The organism is Caulobacter sp. BK020 (genome assembly GCF_004342605.1).
Lineage (GTDB): Bacteria > Pseudomonadota > Alphaproteobacteria > Caulobacterales > Caulobacteraceae > Caulobacter.
In genome coordinates, this window is the sequence record NZ_SLZL01000004.1 from 143246 (window position 1) to 159612 (window position 16367).

Genomic DNA, 16367 nt, shown 5'->3' on the forward strand with positions numbered 1-16367 from the left:
CGGCGGCGGTGTAATCATGTAACGCGTTCTCAAGGGCGATCGCCAAAGCTATAGGGGCCGCCATGCGTCCGAAGATGACATGGTGGCGGAACCTGGGCGGCCTGTTGGCCGCCTGCGTCCTGGCGCTGCTCGTCGTCGCCCCATCGGTGAGCATGGCCGCCTGCGTCTGCGACGGCTCCATCGCGCCGATCGCCAGCGTCGAGACGGGCATGGACGCCGGCCAGGCGGTCCAGGCCGACCCGCGTGACCACGGCGCGACTTGCGAGGCCGCCTGCTGCGTCGGCGGGCACTGCCACCACGGCGGCGCCATGCTCGACGCGCCCGTCGGGTCGGTTTCGAGGCCCCTCTCTACCCTCTCCGAACACGCGGCGATTTCCGCCCAGGCGCTGGCGTCGCGCACGCTGTCCGGACCCGATCGACCGCCTCGCGGCTGACGACCCGCGCGCCTTGGGCGCGCCGTCGTCCATCCATCGCGAGGAATCTCCATGTCATCGAACCGATGGTCGCTGCGCGCGGCCTTGGCCGGCGTCGCGTCCGGGGTGCTCTGCGCCTCGGCCGCGGCCCAGACCGCCCCTGCCTTCCCGGACCTGCTGAAACAGGCCCAAACCTCCGCCCCCCGGCTCGCCCTCGGCGCCGCCGAGATCCGCGCCGCCGAGGGCCAGGCGGCCCAGGCCGCCGCCCGTCCCAACCCGACACTGGGCCTGACGGTCGAGAACATCACCGGCTCCGGCCCCTACAAGGGCTTCGGCGGGGCCGAGACAACCCTGTCGATCGAGCAGCCGCTGGAGCTGGGCGGCAAGCGCGCCGCGCGGACCTCGGCGGCCAAGGCCGAGCTCGCCGCCGCCCAGGCCCGCGCCGCCCTGGGCCAGGTCGATTTCGCCCGGGACCTGGCGCTGGCCTACGCCGCCGCCGAGGCGGCGCAGCGGCGCCTGGCGATCGCCCGCGACAACGTCGACCTGGCCCAGGCCGACGCCCAGGCCGCCCACCTGCTGGTCGACAACGGCAGGGAGGCCAAGGTCCGAGCCGTCCAGGCCGAGGCGGGACTGGCCACGGCGCGGGCCGAACAGGGCGCGGCCCAGGCGGACGCCGAAACGGCCCTGGCCCGGCTGAGCGCGCTGGCCGGCTCGGCCGCCAGCTATACGGCGGTGACAGGCGGCTTGCTTGAGTCCGTCTCGGCGACCGCGTCGCCGCAGCCCGCCTTCAGCCCGGCCATCGCCGCCGCGCGCGCCGAACGCGACGCCGCCCAGCGCCGGATCGCCCTGGAGCGGGCGAGGCGCACGCCCGATCTCACCGTCAGCTTCGGGGTCCGCCAGTTCCAGGACGAGGACGCCACGGCGGCGGTGTTCGGGGTCTCCGCGCCCCTGCCGCTGTTCGACCGCAACCGGGGCGCGGTCGCGGCCGCCACGGCCGACGCCCAGGCGGCCGAGGCCCGGCTGGCCATGGCCCAGGCCGAACAGGACGGCGACCGCCGCGCCGCGGCCGCCCAGGTCGCCGCCGCCGACCAGACCCTGGACGCTTCCCGCCAGGCCGAAACGGCCGCCGCCGAGGCCTATCGCCTGGCCCGCATCGGCTACGACTCCGGCCGCCTTCCGCTGTCCGAAGTGCTGGCCGCCCGCCGTGACCTGATCGCCGCGAGGGGACGCGCCGTCGACACCAAGCTGGCCCGCGTCAAGGCGCTGGCCGACCTCGCCCGCGCCCAGGGGCGCATCCCCTTCGGAGACCAACCGTGATCGCTCGCCGCTCCCTCATCGTCCCGGCGATCGCCGTGATGGCCGCCGCCGGACTCGGCTACGGCGCCGCCCACTGGCTGCAAGGCGGCCCGGCCATCTCCCCCGCTCCCGAGCCGGAAGGCGAAGCGCACCCGGCGCACGGCGACGCGGGCCTCGTGCCGCTGAAGCCGGCCGACGCGGCGGCGGCAGGGGTCTCGATCGTCACTCCGGGGCGCGGCGGCGGCGGCGACATCCTGCTGCCCGGGCGGGTGACTTTAGCCGCCAACGCCCTGGCCGCCCTGGGCGCGCCGGTGTCGGGCGCGGTGGAGCGGATCCACGTCACGGCCGGCGCAGCCGTGGCCGCCGGATCGCCGATCGTCACCTTGCGCAGCGCCGACGCCGCCTCGGGCCGCGCCAGCCTCGACGCCGCCAGCGCCGACGCCAAGGCCGCCCAGGCCGCCGCCAGCCGCGACCGTCGCCTGTTCGAGGCCGGTGTGGTCTCGCGCCAGGACTGGGAGGCCAGCCAGGCCGCCGCCGAGAAGGCCCAGGCCGACCAGCGCGCCGCCCAGGCCCAGATCCGCGCCATGGGCGGGCCCGGCGCCGACGGCGTCACGGTCCTGCGCAGCCCGATCAACGGCGTGGTCACGCGGCTGGACACCCAGGTCGGCGGCTTCCTGGCCCAAGGCGCCTTGGTGGCCGAGATCGCCGATCCGAGCCACGCCGAATACGTCTTCGACGCCCCGGCGGCCGCGGCGGGCTCGATCCGCCTGGGCCAGGTCATCCAGGTGCAGACTCCCGACGGCCAGCAGGCCCCGGCCACGATCAGCGCCGTGGCGCCCGGCGCCTCCGGGGCCAATACGGCCATCGTCCGGGCGACGCCCTCGGGCCGGACCGCGCCGGTCGGATCCGTCGTCTCGGCGCGGGTCACGACGGGCGCCGACGCGGGCGGCACGATCATCGTGCCCAGCGAGGCGGTCCAGACGGTCGAGGGCCGTCCGGTCGTCTTCGTGGTCGAGCCGGGCGGCTTCCGCGCCAGGCCGGTGACCCCGGGCCGGACCGCCGCCGGCTCCACCGAGATCCTGCGCGGCCTGACCGGAGCCGAACGCGTCGCCGGCAAGGGCGCCTTCCTGCTCAAGGCCGAGCTCGGCAAGAGCGAAGCCGGACACGAGGACTGAGACCATGCTCGCGCGCCTGATCGAACTCTCCGTCCGCTTCCGCTGGATCGTCGCCCTGCTGGCCTCGGCCCTGATGGCCTATGGCGCAAGCCAATTGGCCGGCCTGCCCATCGACGCGGTCCCCGACATCACCAACCGCCAGGTGCAGATCAACACCGTGGCCCCGGCCCTCGGCCCCGAGGAGGTCGAGCGCCAAGTGACCTTCCCGGTCGAGACGGCCCTGGCCGGCGTTCCGGGCCTGGTCGAAACCCGATCTCTTTCGCGGCACGGCTTCTCGCAGATCACCGCGGTGTTCACCGAGGCCACCGACCTCTATCGGGCTCGAAGTCTGATCAACGAGCGGCTGCAGGCGGCCCGCGCCAGCCTGCCTGAGGGGCTGGAGCCGGCCATGGGACCGCCGGTCACGGGACTGGGCGAGGTCTATATCTGGACGGTCGAGCTGTCGGGCCCGGCGGCGCGGCCGGGCGCGGTCTATGTCACTCCCGAGGGCGACCGCCTGACCACCGACGTTGAAAAGGCCACCTATCTGCGCACGGTCCAGGACTGGATCGTCGCGCCGCAACTGAAGACCCTTAACGGCGTGGCCGGGGTCGACGTGCTGGGCGGCTACGTCAAGCAGTACGTCGTCCAGCCCGACCCGGCCAGGCTGTCGGCGTTCGGCGTCAGCCTGCCGCAGCTGATCGAGGCGCTGGAGCACGCCAACCGCGTCGAGGGCGCGGGCTATGTCCAGCGCGGCGGCGAGGCCTATATCGTCCGCGCCGACGCCCGGGTGAAGACCTTGGCCGAACTGGCCGAGACCCCGGTCGGGCGGCGCGGGGCGGCGGTGATCCGGGTCTCGGACGTGGCCACCGTCGTCATCGGCCAGGCCCCGAGGCTGGGCTCGGCCAGCGAGGCGGGACGCGAGGTGGTGATCGGCACCGCCCTGATGCTGGCTGGCGAGAACAGCCGCACCGTCGCCGCGCGCGTCGGCGAGCGCCTGAAGGAGATCCAGGCCAGCCTGCCGGCCGGCGTGGTGGTCAAGCCGGTGCTGGACCGCACCGACCTGGTCGACGCCACCATCGCCACCGTCGAGCACAACCTGGCCTTCGGCGCCCTGCTGGTCATCGCGGTCCTGTTCGTGGCCCTGGGCAATATCCGGGCGGCGATCATCACCGCCCTGGTCATCCCGCTGTCGTTCCTGTTCGCCGCCATCGCCATGCGGCGCTTCGGAATCAGCGGCAATCTGATGAGCCTGGGGGCGCTGGACTTCGGCCTGATCGTCGACGGGGCGGTGGTGGTGATCGAGAACACCCTGGGCCGGCTGGCGCTGCGGCGGAAGGACCTTGGCCGGCCGCTGGACGCCCGCGAGCGGATCGAGATCGCCGCGTCCTCGGCCTGTGAAATGGCGCGGCCCGCCGCCTTCGGCCAGGCGATCATCCTGATGGTCTACGCCCCGCTGCTGGCCTTTGAAGGAGTCGAGGGCAAGATGTTCGGGCCGATGGCCGCCACGGTGATGTTCGCCCTGGCCGGCGCCTTCCTGCTGTCCCTGACCTTCGTGCCCGCCATGGCCGCCCTGCTGATCGGCGAGCCCAAGGGCCACGGCGAGACGCGGTTGATGACCGCCGCCCGGACGCGGTTCGAGCCCCTGCTCCGTCGCCTGGTCGCCCGACCGGTCGCGGTGGCGGCGGGCGCGGGCGTGGCGCTGCTGATCGGCGTCGCCGCCTTCCTGAGCCTGGGCCGCGAGTTCATCCCGACGCTCGACGAGGGCGACCTGATGGTCCAGGCCTCGCGCGTGCCGTCGATCTCGCTGGAACAGAGCCAGGCCATGCAGTTCCGGGTCGAGAAGACCCTGGCGGCCATGCCCGAGGTGGCCCTGGTGTTCACCCGCACGGGCACGGCCGAGATCGCCTCGGACCCGATGCCGCCCAGCGCCTCGGACACCTTCGTGATCCTCAAGCCGCGCAGGCAATGGCCCGACCCGCGCCTGCCCAAGGCCGAGCTGGTCGCACGCATGGAGGGCGCGCTGGGCCGGCATCTGGGCAACGCCTACGAGTTCACTCAGCCGATCCAGATGCGCTTCAACGAACTGATCGCCGGGGTCCGGTCGGACGTCGCCGTCAATGTCTATGGCGACGACTTCGCGGTCATGGACCAGACCGCCCGGAAGGTGGCCAAGGCCCTGCGCGGGGTGCGGGGCGCGGCCGACGTCAAGGTCGAGCAGGTCTCGGGTCAGCCGACGATCACGGCCACGGTTGACCGCACGGCCGCCGCCGCCCTGGGCGTCCACGCCAGCGACGCCGCCGACGCCCTGGCCATCGGCCTGGGCGGACGCGAGGCGGGTCACATCCTGGAAGGCGACCGGCGGTTCGACGTCGTGGTGCGCCTGGACGAGCAGCGCCGCAACGACCCGGCGGTGATGGGCCAGCTTCCGGTCATGCCGGAGGGCGCGGCGCCCGGCGCGGCGGCGATCCCGCTGTCGGCCGTGGCCCGTTTCGACGCCGCCGAGGGCCCCAACCAGATCAGCCGCGAGAACGGCAAGCGCCGGATCGTCGTCCAGGCCAATGTCCGCGGCCGCGACCTGGGCGGCTTCGTCGCCGACGCCAAGGCCGCCGTGCGTGAGGAGGTCCCCCTGCCCGCCGGCTCCTGGCTGGACTGGGGCGGCCAGTTCGAGAACCTGGAGCGGGCTTCGGCGCGACTGATGGTGATCGTGCCGGTCGTGTTCCTGGTGATCACCGTTCTGCTCTATTTCGCCCTGGGTTCGGCGGCGGAGGCGGCGCTGGTCTTCGCCTGCGTGCCCCTGGCCCTGGTCGGCGGCGCGACGGCCCTGGCGCTGCGGGGCACGCCGTTCTCGATCTCGGCCGCGGTCGGTTTTATCGCGGTGTCGGGCGTGGCGACGCTGAACGGCCTGGTGCTGATGCAGAGCATCCGGCAGCAATTGGCCGGGGGGCTCGACCCCGTCGAGGCGGTGGTCACGGGCACGGTCGGCCGCCTGCGGGCGGTGCTGACCACGGCCCTGGTCGCCATGCTGGGCTTCCTGCCGATGGCCGTCGCCATCGGTCCGGGCGCCGAGGTGCAGAAGCCTCTGGCCACGGTGGTGATCGGCGGCCTGCTGACCTCCACCGCCCTGACCCTGCTGGCCCTGCCCGTCTTCGCGGCCTGGCTGGCGGCGCGGCGCCGTCGGTCCACTTGACCGAGGGCTACCCACAAAAAAGCGCCGCCCCGAGGGGCGGCGCAGCAGGGGGAGGATGCAGGATCGGGTCTAGCCGCCGAACTTGTAGCGGAGGCTCACCCCGTAGATGCGGCCGTTCATGAAGGACTGGCGCAGGATGTCGGTGTCGTAGCCGTTGTCGGGCTCGCCCACATAGCGCTGGGGCGCCTTGTTGGTGAGGTTCGACGCCGTGACCGACAGGGTTAGGTCCTTGCGCAGGTTGAAGTTCACCGACGCGTCGAGCAGGCCGTAGCCCTTCAGGTAACGGCCGTCGATCGGGTTGGCCGCGACCCCGAACAGCACGAAGTCGGAGCGGTAGGTGTAGACCAGGCGCGCCGACATGAAGTCGTTCTCGTAGAGGCCGGCGATGCTGTAGTTGTTGTCCGACTGGAACGGCTGGCGGACGTTGGTGACAGGCCCCGAGGCGCCGGTCAGCTTCAGGGGCAGTTCGGTCTTGACGTAGGTGTAGGAGCCCTGGACGCCAAAGTTCTTCAGGACGTCCGGCAGGAAGCCGTAGTCAAAGAAGGTCTGGAAGGCCAGTTCGAAGCCCTTGGCGTAGCCCGGCTGGGCGTTGACCGGCTTGGTGACGCGATATTGGCCGGTGGGGCAGCTGTTCGGCGTCGTGCCCGAATAGGGCGCGGCGATCGCGACGGTCTGGCATTCTTCGACGCCCAGGACGAAGCCCTTGACGTCCTTGTAGAACAGCGCGGCGGACACGTAGCTGGTGTTGTTGAAGTACTTCTCGAACGACAGGTCGTAGCTGTCGGCCCGCAGTGGCGCCAGGTCGGCGTTGCCCTGCGATCCGGTGCCATTGGTGGTGTTGACGGAGATCGTCGGATTGATGTCGCCGACGCTGGGGCGCGTCAGGCCCTGGCCGTAACCGAACCGCACCAGGGTGTCGGGCGTGATATAGCCGGTGACGTTGAAGGTCGGCAGGATGTCCGTATAGGCGTTGCTGCTCTTGTTGGGGACGATCGAGCCGGTGGCGTCGAAGATCCGGGCCTCAGCGTCCAGTTCGGTGCGGACCACCCGGGCGCCGATGTTGCCGCGGATCTTGTCGTTCAGGAACGAGAAGTCGGCGACGCCATAGCCGGCGAAGGTCTGCTCGGTCGCCAGGCGGCGCGACTGGACGATCTCGGGCAGCGAGTCCTCGGCCGGGATGCCGGCCAGGGGGAAGCGGTTGCGGACATTGTCGCCCAGCAGTGCGTCCGGGTTGAAGGTCAGGAAGCCGCCGCCGTAGCCGGCGTCGCCGTCCAGCCAGTTGGTGTGCGAGCCGTTGACCAGGTCCGCGACGCTAGTGGCGAAGATGCCATTCGACTGGTTGGCCGCCAGGGCGGCGCCGTCGGTCGTCAGGTTCTTGCCGCTGAACGAGTAGTTATAGAACTTCGACTTCTTTCGATAATAGCGCGTGCCGAACTTGATGTCCTCGATGAAGCTGTCGTGCAGCTTGTACTTGCCGTCGAACTGGGCGGCCAGGCCGGCGTCGTCATAGACGTTGTTAGTGCCATTGGCGTAGTTCTGGAGCACCCAGGTGCTCGGGCTGCCCAGATCCGGACCCGAGATCGAGACCTGTTGCGGCAGGCCGATGGCGCGGGTGGTGTTCCAGGTCAGGCCGGCGCGGGGGACCATGGCGACCGCGCGATTGTCCTGGTGCTGGTCGGCCTTGACGTAGGAGATGTCCAGCTTCAGGTCCAGGTCGTCGGTCGGGCTCCACTTGGAGCCGCCGGCCAGGATCCAGGTCTTGTAGAGGCGGTGCTCCTCGCCGCCGGTGCTGCTGAAGGTCGAGCCGACGAACGTGCCGCTGGCGAAGCGCTGCCCGGCCAGGACCGCGTCCTCCCCGCCGTTGGCGTTGCGGCTGGCCAGGCCTTCGGTGGTGCTGAATGGCGTGGTCGTCAGGTTCTGGACGTAGCGGCTGTCGCTCGAGTTCAGGAACCGGTAGCTCTGGTGATAGAGATACGAGTTGTAGTTGCCGTCGATGTAGAATTCGAGGTTCGGCTTCGGCTTCCACTGGAACGCGCCGTTAAGGCCCTTGCGGGTGCGCTGGATGTCTTCCTCGTTCTGGTTGACCTGCACGCCGGCGAAGTTGACCAGGTTGGCGCGTTGGGCCGGGGTCATGGCCAGGGCGTCGGCGTTGCTGACGGTCAGCAGGCAGTTGAGATCCGAACGACCGGCGAGGGAGGCGTTATAGGCCGAGCCCAGGTTGGCGGCGCTGCAGTCGCTGCTGTTGGCCGCCGCCACCCGGCGCAGGTTCGTACCGCCGGGGCCCGGGGCGTTGTCCGAGCGGTTCCAGCTCTTCTGGTAGTTGCCCGCCAGCAGCAGGCCCATCTCGCCCTCGCCGACGTTCCAGCGGTTGGCGACCAGACCGAAATATTCCGGCTGCAGGCTCTTGACCATGTCGTTGTACTTGCCGCTGATCGCGGCGCTGGCCGTGAAGCCCTTCAGGTCCAGCGGACGACGGGTGCGGACGTCGACCAGGCCGCCGATGCCGCCCTCGATGTGCTCGGCCGAGGGGTTCTTGTAGACGTCGAGCCCGGCGATCATGCCCGGGATGGCGGCCTCGATGTTGAACTCGCTGCCGCCGGCGGTGAAATAGGCGCGGCCGTCGACCTGCGACGCCGTCTGGCCCGACAGGCCGCGGATGGTCAGGCCCGAGCCGACGCCGACCGGCGAGGCGCCTTCGCCGCCGTAGCGGTAGCCTTGCACGCCCGGCACGCGGGTCAGGGTCTCGGCGACGTTGGGGTCGGGCAGCTTGCCGATGTCCTCGGCCCGGATGGAGTCCACCACTTCCATGGTGTTCTTCTTCATCGACACCGCCGACTGCAGGCTCTGGCGGATGCCGGTGACGACCACCTCCTCGACGGCCGTGTCATTGACGGGCGCGGGCGCCGTCTGGGCGTTGGCCGCCGCCGTCCCGCCGACCGCCAGTAGGGCGGTCATGGACGCGGTGGCCAGGAGCCGGTGATGGGTCGATCGGTAATGGGTTGGCTTCGACATGGTTTCCCCTCCGTGTTGTCTCGTTGCACCGCCCGGCTGGGGCGACGTTGGCGTAAGGCGCGCCCGGCCCCGCCGTGACGCTCGAACGCAGTTGCGGTTGGCCTCTTCGTTTCGCTCCTGAACGACCCGCGGCGACGCCGAAGCCGTTTCGTTTTTCGTCTTGGCGGCCATCTGCGCCGCTGAAGTACTGTTATCGATATCAAGACAAATGGCAATATGTCAATTGTCCTACTAATGCGCGTTTATCGGCTTGGCTGAGACAAAATGACGCCCCAGCCAGCCTGAGCGCACGCAAGGGTAGTTATCGATATCATTCGCGCGCCCCCGGGCTTGAGGCGGCTAGGGCGAGACCTCGAACGACTCGACGTCGGTCCATCCGATCCGCGTGGCGGTGAAGGCCGGCCGCCCCGCGGCGGCCTGGCTGAAGACGCCCATCTGCGCGCCCACCCATCGCCCCGGCCTGCTGACGAACGGCTCGCCCAGCGGCGTATAGGACACCCCGTCGAGGCTGTAGCTGAACACGACCCGGGCATGAGTGGAGCGCAGCATCGAGGGCGCGTAGTGCGCGAAACTCGGCGGCGGGTCGGCGACGGTGACCGGCGAGGCGCTGAGCCTCAGATAGACGCTGGCCGGCGCCGAGGCCAGGCCGACCGTGACGCGCTCGGGCTGGAAGGCGTCGGCCCCCACTCGGTCCACCCGGACCAGGCGCACGCCCTCGGCCGTCTTCTCCAGGCCGATCCAGGCGTAGTCGGCGCCGAACATCACCAGGCCGGCGCGCTCGCCCACCGCCTTGGGCGCGAAGCCGATCCGGGTCGTCGCGCTGAAGCTCGGTCCGGGCAGCTTCTGGGTCAGCAGCGCGCCGGCTTCCCACAGGTTCTCCGGCGAGGAGATGGATTTCAGGCGCAGGGCGCCTGGCTTGGCGGTCAGACTGGCCCAGTCGTCGCCGGGATTGGCGTTCCACTGCCAGGCCAAAGACAGGGCGCCGTCGAAGCTGTCGCTGGCCTGGACCGCGACCGGCGTCTGAGTCCCGTCCGCCCTGGGCTTGCGCCAGCGCAGCACCGGCTCGCCCCGGCCGTCGCCGTCGAGGTCCTGGCCGATCACGGGCCAGCCCTTCTTCCAGGCCATGGGCTCCAGCCAGACCCGCCGGCCGTAGGAGTCGGTGTCCTGGAAGTGCAGGAACCAGTCCTCCCCCTTGGGCGTCGTCACCCAGGCGCCTTGGTGAGGTCCGTTGATCTGGGTCTTGCCCTGGTCGAGCACGTTGCGGCCCTCGTAGGGACCCAGCAGTGCGCGGGACCGGAACACCCCCTGCCAGCCGCCCTTCACACTGCCGGCCGGAGCGAAGATGTAGTACCAGCCGTCGCGCTTGTAGAGCTTGGGCCCTTCGGTGGTGAACCAGGGCGACGGCCCGAAGGTGGTGGCGACCTGCGGAAGCTTGGCGCCGTCGATCAGGGTGGCCGGCTCGCCGACCGTCCTGTCCCCCGCCGCGTTCAGGCGCCGCGCGGTGATGACGTTGCTGAACCCCGCCCGGCTGCCGGCCCAGGCGTGCACTAGCCAGCCCTGGCCGTCGTCGTCCCAGAACGGGGCCGGGTCGATGGCTCCCTTGCTGTCGTCGACCAGCACCGGCGGGCTCCAGGGCCCGGCCGGGTCAGTCGCCGTCACGAGGAAGATCCCGAAGTCCGGGTCGGGATAGTAGATCATGAACTTGCCGTCGTGGTGACGGATGGCCGGCGCCCAGACGCCGCCGCCGCGCCGCGGCGTGGCGTGATGGGCCACGGGGGTGATCCGAGGCAGGGCGTGGCCGATCAGCGTCCAGTTGACCAGGTCGGTCGATTTCAGGATCGGCAGGCCGGGCACGTTGGTGAACGATGAGGCGGTCAGATAGTAGGCATCGCCCACCCGGACGACGTCGGGATCGGAGTAGTCGCCGGCCAGCACCGGGTTGCGATAGGTCCCGTCCCCCTGGTCGGCCGCGAACGCGGGGGGCCCCGCCTGGGCCAGGGCCGGTGTGCTCGCGGCGCAGGCCAAGAGTACGCCCACGATGGATTTGGTCCAGGGCACGGGCGTCTCCGCTACAGGGGCTCGAACAGGACAGCCTGACCGCCGCTGGGCGCCAGCGCCAGCGACAGCACGGTCGCGCTGGTGACGGGGATCTTGCGGATCACCACCGGCGTCTCGAACGCGGCGTCGGCGCGAGGACCGTCCGCGAACACCGTCGCCATCCACTGCCCGCGCCCCAGGAACCCCAGCGGCGCCTTCAGGACGCGCGGCGCCTCGTTGGTCATCGCCCCTAGAAACCAGCGCTTGCCGTGGCGGCGGGCCACCATGACATGCTCGCCGATCGCGCCCGACAGGGCCCGGGTCTCGTCCCAGGTGGTCGGGCATTCGTCGAACCATTGCAGGTCGGGCCAGGCTCGGCCGGCGTACTTGTCCGGCGTGTCGTACCAATACAGGAAGGTCAGCGGATTGTAGTAGACCGCCGCCATCGCCAGCTGGTGGGCGTTGGTCGTCTGGTTCTTCGGGTTGGCGTAGCAGATCGTGTAGTCGATCGGGCCAGCCACCGCGCGCGTGAACGGCAGGGTGACGTTATGGCGGGCGGTCGGGAACTGCTCGTTGCCGCGCACGCCCTCCAGGGCCACGTAATTGGGCAGGGTCCGCTCAAGCCCGGCCGGGCGCAGGTTGTCGTGCAGATTGACCAGCAGCCGGTGCTCGCCGCACGCCTTGACCAGGTCGAAGATGAAGTCGTTGTCGGCCTGCCGTCCCTCCCAGACGAAGCCGAACTTGATCCCCGCCACGCCCCAGCGGCGATAGGTGTCCAGGATCGCGTCCCGCTGGCGCATGGCCGGCACGCGATCGACATAAAGGATCATGCCGATCCCCTTGGCGCGCGCCGCGTCGATGATGCGCTGCATGTCCAGCCCGGCGATCGGGACGGTGGCGTCGCCGGGATCGGTGCCGTCGCCGTACCAATGGGCGTCGAACTCGACATAGTCGAGCTTCCGCGCGGCCGCGAACTCGACCACCTTCAGGGCCGCTTCAGTACTGTAGGGCTTGCGGATCCGCACCGCCCTGCCCGGCTTCACCCAGCTGACGTCGCCCAGCATGTTGGGCGTGGCCAGGGTGGGGATCAGGTCGGCGCGCTCGATCAGGCCAGCGACGTTGTCGGCCAGGATCAAGGCGCGCCAGGGCGTGGCCTGGCCGACGTCGAGCCGGAAGGTCGGGGCCGGCGGGGTGTCGCCCGGACCCGACCAGCCCGTGGCGCGGCCCGGATAGCGCATCAGGTGGACCGCCAGGCCGTCGGCGGGGTCGGCGGCCGGACGCAGCATGGCGCGCGGATAGTGCAGCCGGTCGGACTCGGCGATCAGCACCGCGCTTCCGTCCCCCGCCACGGCGGTGACTGGCAGGTCGGCCAGCGGGCCGACGTCGGAGCTGCCCGTCAGGTCCGGATGCACGACCGGCGCCAGGGCCGCGGGCGTCGAGCGCTGGTACTCGCCTTCGTCGCGGCTGGAATAGACCTCGACGCCGGGCGGCAGGTTGAAGGTCGTGGCCTCGCCGCCCACGGTCACGCCCTGCCCGCCTGGCGCCTGGCGCAGGACGTAGCGGACCGCGCAGCCGGCGTCGTAGGCCCTGGCGACTACGGCGAAGGCGATGCCGGTCCTCGGATCGCGCAGGTCAACAGTGATCTCTTCGCAGGCCTGGCTGTAGGTCGCCTTCACGCCGAAGGTCGGGGTCCAGGTCCCCGCCAGTCGCCGCCGCGACACCGAGACGACGCTCGCCCCCGCCCCAAGCTGGTCGCCGCCGGCCAGGGCCAGGCCCAATCGGCTCGGGCGGAGAACCGCGCGTCCGTCGTGAGCGACGCTCCAGGACAACCGGCCCTGCCGCGTGTCCAGTTCCAGCCGCACCCGACCATCTGGTGAGACCGCTCGTAGAGGCGCGGAGACCGCCGTCGGCTTGGCCAGCGCCATGCTCGCCGCGCCAAGCGGCGCGCTCGCGGCGGCGGCCAGCAGCACGAAGCGGCGGCGGTCGACGGGCGGACGGATCATCGGCGCGCTCCGGATCCGCACGTAAGGCAGGCGCGAACGCGCTTGAAGAACGGGCTGATCATCGACGCCTCCCAGACGGTCTGGCCTTCGGCGCCTGGGCCGCGGCCTGTTTTCCTTGGTCGCCGCTATCGATCGGGCGAGCGATTGATATCGATATCATTCCTTCTCTAAAAGCGTCAATCTCGACGGGCCGAACTGCGACGCGCGAGCCCGTCTCAGCCGGCGGGCGGCGCGGTCGATTGACGAACGACCAGGGTCAGTTCGGCCAGGACATGCTTGCGCGCCTCGTCGTCGGCGTCGCGGCGGGTCAGGCCGGCGGCCAGTTCCACGGCGGTGGCGGCCATGTCGGCGATCGGCTGGTGGATGGTGGTCAGCTGCGGCCAGATGGTCGAAGCGACGGGCGTGTCGTCGAAGCCGGCGATGCTGAGCTCGGTCGGCACGGCGATTCCCATGCCGTGGGCGACGGCGCTGACGGCCGCGGCCATGTCGTCGTTGCTGGCGAAGATCGCCGACGGCCGGCGGCGCAGGCCCAGCAACTGGCTCGCCGCCGTCAGGCCCGAGCGATAGGTGAAGGCGCCTTCGACGACATAGGCGTCGGGCACGGCCAGGCCGGCTTGCGCCATCGTCGCCCGAAAACCCTCCTCGCGCCGCGTCGAGGTCGAGTGCGACGGGTCGCCCCGGACAAGGGCGATGTCGACGTGGCCCAATTCGATCAGGTGGCGGGTCATCATCGCCGCGCCCTCGAAGTCGTCGATCGCGACGGAGGTCACGCCCGGCGACGGCCTGGCGGTGGCGAAGCTGACGGGCCCGACGCCGGCGGCGGCCAGCAGCTTGAGGATCTTGGCGTCGTCGCACAGCGGCGGCGGCAGGACCACGGCGCCGACCCCCGCGTCGATCAGCTTGGCCACCGCCCGCGCCGGGGTCGGATGGGCGGCCGTCGGCTCGATCAGGAGCTGGCAGCCGATCTCACCGGCCTTGCGGAAGGCGCCCATCAGGAAGGCGCTGAGATTGGACGAGTTGGGATTGGAATACAGCACCCCGACCTGGACGACGCCGGTCCGGGTCGCCCGCGCCACGGCGTTGGGACGATAGCCGAGCGCCTCGATCGACTTCAGCACCTTGGCCCGCGACGCCTCGCTGATGAAGGCGTAGTCGTTGATCACCCGCGAGACCGTCATCGAGGAGACGCCGGCATGCCTGGCGACGTCGTGAAGGGTCACGCCGGGTCGTCGTTTTCCGCTCAAAAGGCTCTCCCCGTGGATCGTCGCGGGCGCGAACGGTCTTTTCCGGGGCATTCTAGCCAAGATTTGCCTTCAACCGCCTAGGCTAAATCGACGAGGCGCAACCGGGACGGCGTGCGGCCGTCCCGGTCGCCGACCTATCTGAAGGAAAGGCCGCTCACATAGGGGCCGACCTCGAGGATCTCGGGCGCTGGTCCGGTCAGCTTGCGGCCGGCGATCGTGACGTTGTCGAAGGTCACGTTGCGCACCGGCCGGTCCGGAGCATAGCCGGCGATGATCGAGGGCCCAGCCCAGCCCGAGCCCGTATAGCTGACGTTCCTGAAGTGGACGCCGTCGATCAGCAGGCCCGGACTGGTGCTGTACTTGGCGTTATAGACCACCCGCAGATTGATCAGCTTGCCCTCCTCGACGTGGTCCACGCGGATGTTGCTGAACGTGACGTCGCGGACAGTGTTGGTGTCGCCGGCGCTGATGGCCATCGCGCCCTCGTATTCCGGGTCGTCCTCGTCGAGGTTCAGCACGTCGATGTCGTCGAAGACGATGTCTTCCAGGGTGTTGGGCTTGGCGCTGTCGCCGTGCAGGCCGACGAACATGGCGTGGGCGACGTCGGGCCAGAAGATCGAACGGCTGACCCGCACGCGGCGCGTGTCGCCCACGCCGTTCTTGCGGGTGGCGTAGATGGCGACGCTGTCGTCCGAGGTGCGGATGAAGGCCCGGTCGATATCGACGTCCTGGCAGGCGAAGACGTTGATCCCGTCCGACCACGGACCCTTGCCGAACGCCTTGATGTCGCGGAACCGCACCTGGCTGGACCCGCTGCACGCCAGCGAGCCGTGCGTCGGATTGAGAAAGGTCGGCCCCTCGATCAGCACGGCCTTCGAGTCCTGGACCACCAGCTGGTCGGACTCCAGGAACATCCCGTGGCCGATGATCTTGAGGTTCTCGACCTTGTTCGGCTGGAACACGCCCTGCATCAGCGCGCCGCCCGCCAGGTAGATCGTCTGGTTGGAGGCCGCCGGGAACGACGTCGCGCCATCCGGCGGGACGTGCAGGCCGGGTCCGTAGACGACGACGCCGGGACCGGGCGCCGGTGGGGCGATCGGCTCGCCCGCCAGGATGTGCAGGTTGCCCAGGCGGTCGCCGTCGAACTCCACCGAAAGGTTCTGCGGCCGATCGAGGGTGAAATAGACGACGCCGCCCTTCACCGTGGTCTTGACCGCGTTGCGCCGGGGCCGAACCTCGACCCTCCGGAAGTCGCCGTTGTTCTTCTGGACCGCGACCTCGACGGTCCCGCGGAAATCGAACTGGACCAGCGAGGCGTCGTGCGGACGGTCCTGGTCGACCTTGATGTTGTACTCGTAGAGATCGCGCCAGGGCCCGCCCGGGCGCCGGACCCGCACCGTGAAGTCGTCGCTGTGCAGGCTGTAGACCAGCTTGGCGGGCGGGGTGGCGTAGATCTGCAGGTCGGGATCGGCCTGCGTCGTACCGGCCGGGTCGGTATCGCTCTGGGCGACGGCGGCGCCCGAAAGTCCCAGCGCCATGAGCAGGGACGCGGCCAGCATCCTGGCCGCCGATTGGGAACCCTTCTGTCTGCGCATGGCGTCACTCCCCGAGGGCGGCTGGAGCGCCGCCACTTGATATCGATATCACGAGGTCATAGTCCAAGTCGGCGGGGCGTGTCACTAGCCTGCTCCAAGCCTAGCGTCGACTTGGGGATAGGACCCGCCGGGACCTGGGCTCGCATGGCGCTGTCGTCGCCCTTCGACATCGCTGGAAAAACACGGGGCGCCGGCCAAGCCAAGCGCCCCGTTCCCGGAGTCAGGAAAATCCACCCGAGAAAATTCGCAGGACAGGGGCCTAGGGGCCCGCCGCAACTGTTATCGATATCATCACTGGACGGCAAGCCCTTTTTGTTCGGCGTCGTCTCGAAGGATTTTGATTGGTATCGATATCTCTTTTCGATTATCACAGGACGACCCGAGCGGCTCCAGAGCCGCGCCGCCGCCTGGCGTCAAACGGGG

General features: G+C 70.3%; 9 protein-coding genes. 4 read left to right on the forward strand and 5 right to left on the reverse strand.

Annotated features, from left to right (window positions below; translation table 11 throughout):
• The first annotated feature begins 62 nt into the window (after positions 1-62).
• From EV278_RS06525 to EV278_RS06540, 4 genes are read left to right on the forward strand one after another with little or no spacing between them, the layout of a single operon-like run.
• A complete protein-coding gene (locus EV278_RS06525; RefSeq protein ID WP_132088305.1) occupies positions 63-434 on the forward strand; it encodes a hypothetical protein in 372 nt (123 codons plus the stop codon).
• A 51-nt stretch (positions 435-485) separates the two neighbouring features.
• Entirely contained in the window at positions 486-1730 is a 1245-nt protein-coding gene (locus EV278_RS06530; protein WP_132088308.1) for a TolC family protein, read from the forward strand.
• A complete protein-coding gene (locus tag EV278_RS06535) occupies positions 1727-2884 on the forward strand; it encodes an efflux RND transporter periplasmic adaptor subunit (RefSeq protein WP_243692107.1) in 1158 nt (385 codons plus the stop codon). The genes EV278_RS06530 and EV278_RS06535 overlap by 4 nt, the downstream gene beginning before the upstream one ends.
• Positions 2885-2888: 4 nt before the next feature.
• Entirely contained in the window at positions 2889-6053 is a 3165-nt protein-coding gene (locus EV278_RS06540; RefSeq protein WP_132088311.1) for a CusA/CzcA family heavy metal efflux RND transporter, read from the forward strand.
• 69 nt (positions 6054-6122) lie between these two features.
• Here EV278_RS06540 and EV278_RS06545 read toward each other — a convergent pair whose 3' ends face one another.
• From EV278_RS06545 to EV278_RS06565, 5 genes are all read right to left on the reverse strand, one after another.
• Positions 6123-9065 carry a TonB-dependent receptor gene (locus EV278_RS06545; protein WP_132088314.1) on the reverse strand — a complete coding sequence of 981 codons (2943 nt, stop codon included), beginning with the start codon at positions 9063-9065 and terminating at the stop codon, positions 6123-6125.
• 339 nt (positions 9066-9404) lie between these two features.
• Positions 9405-11123 carry a glycoside hydrolase 43 family protein gene (locus EV278_RS06550; protein ID WP_132088317.1) on the reverse strand — a complete coding sequence of 573 codons (1719 nt, stop codon included), beginning with the start codon at positions 11121-11123 and terminating at the stop codon, positions 9405-9407.
• 11 nt (positions 11124-11134) lie between these two features.
• Positions 11135-13105: a glycoside hydrolase family 97 protein gene (locus EV278_RS06555; RefSeq protein WP_132088320.1), complete on the reverse strand. Its 1971-nt coding sequence runs from the start codon at positions 13103-13105 to the stop codon at positions 11135-11137.
• 215 nt (positions 13106-13320) lie between these two features.
• Positions 13321-14325 (reverse strand): LacI family DNA-binding transcriptional regulator, encoded by a 1005-nt coding sequence (locus tag EV278_RS06560; protein ID WP_243692108.1) that lies wholly within the window; start codon positions 14323-14325, stop codon positions 13321-13323.
• A gap of 158 nt (positions 14326-14483) precedes the next feature.
• Positions 14484-15944 carry a glycosyl hydrolase family 28 protein gene (locus tag EV278_RS06565; protein WP_132088324.1) on the reverse strand — a complete coding sequence of 487 codons (1461 nt, stop codon included), beginning with the start codon at positions 15942-15944 and terminating at the stop codon, positions 14484-14486.
• Between the last annotated feature and the right edge of the window lie 423 nt (positions 15945-16367).

Excerpts from the sequence above, each read along its gene's own strand:
- EV278_RS06525 (WP_132088305.1), top strand. The coding sequence starts at position 63 with ATGCGTCCGAAGATGACATGGTGGCGGAACCTGGGCGGCCTGTTGGCC.
- EV278_RS06530 (WP_132088308.1), top strand. The coding sequence starts at position 486 with ATGTCATCGAACCGATGGTCGCTGCGCGCGGCCTTGGCCGGCGTCGCG.
- EV278_RS06540 (WP_132088311.1), top strand. The coding sequence starts at position 2,889 with ATGCTCGCGCGCCTGATCGAACTCTCCGTCCGCTTCCGCTGGATCGTC.
- EV278_RS06545 (WP_132088314.1), bottom strand. The coding sequence starts at position 9,065 with ATGTCGAAGCCAACCCATTACCGATCGACCCATCACCGGCTCCTGGCC.
- EV278_RS06555 (WP_132088320.1), bottom strand. The coding sequence starts at position 13,105 with ATGATCCGTCCGCCCGTCGACCGCCGCCGCTTCGTGCTGCTGGCCGCC.
- EV278_RS06565 (WP_132088324.1), bottom strand. The coding sequence starts at position 15,944 with ATGCGCAGACAGAAGGGTTCCCAATCGGCGGCCAGGATGCTGGCCGCG.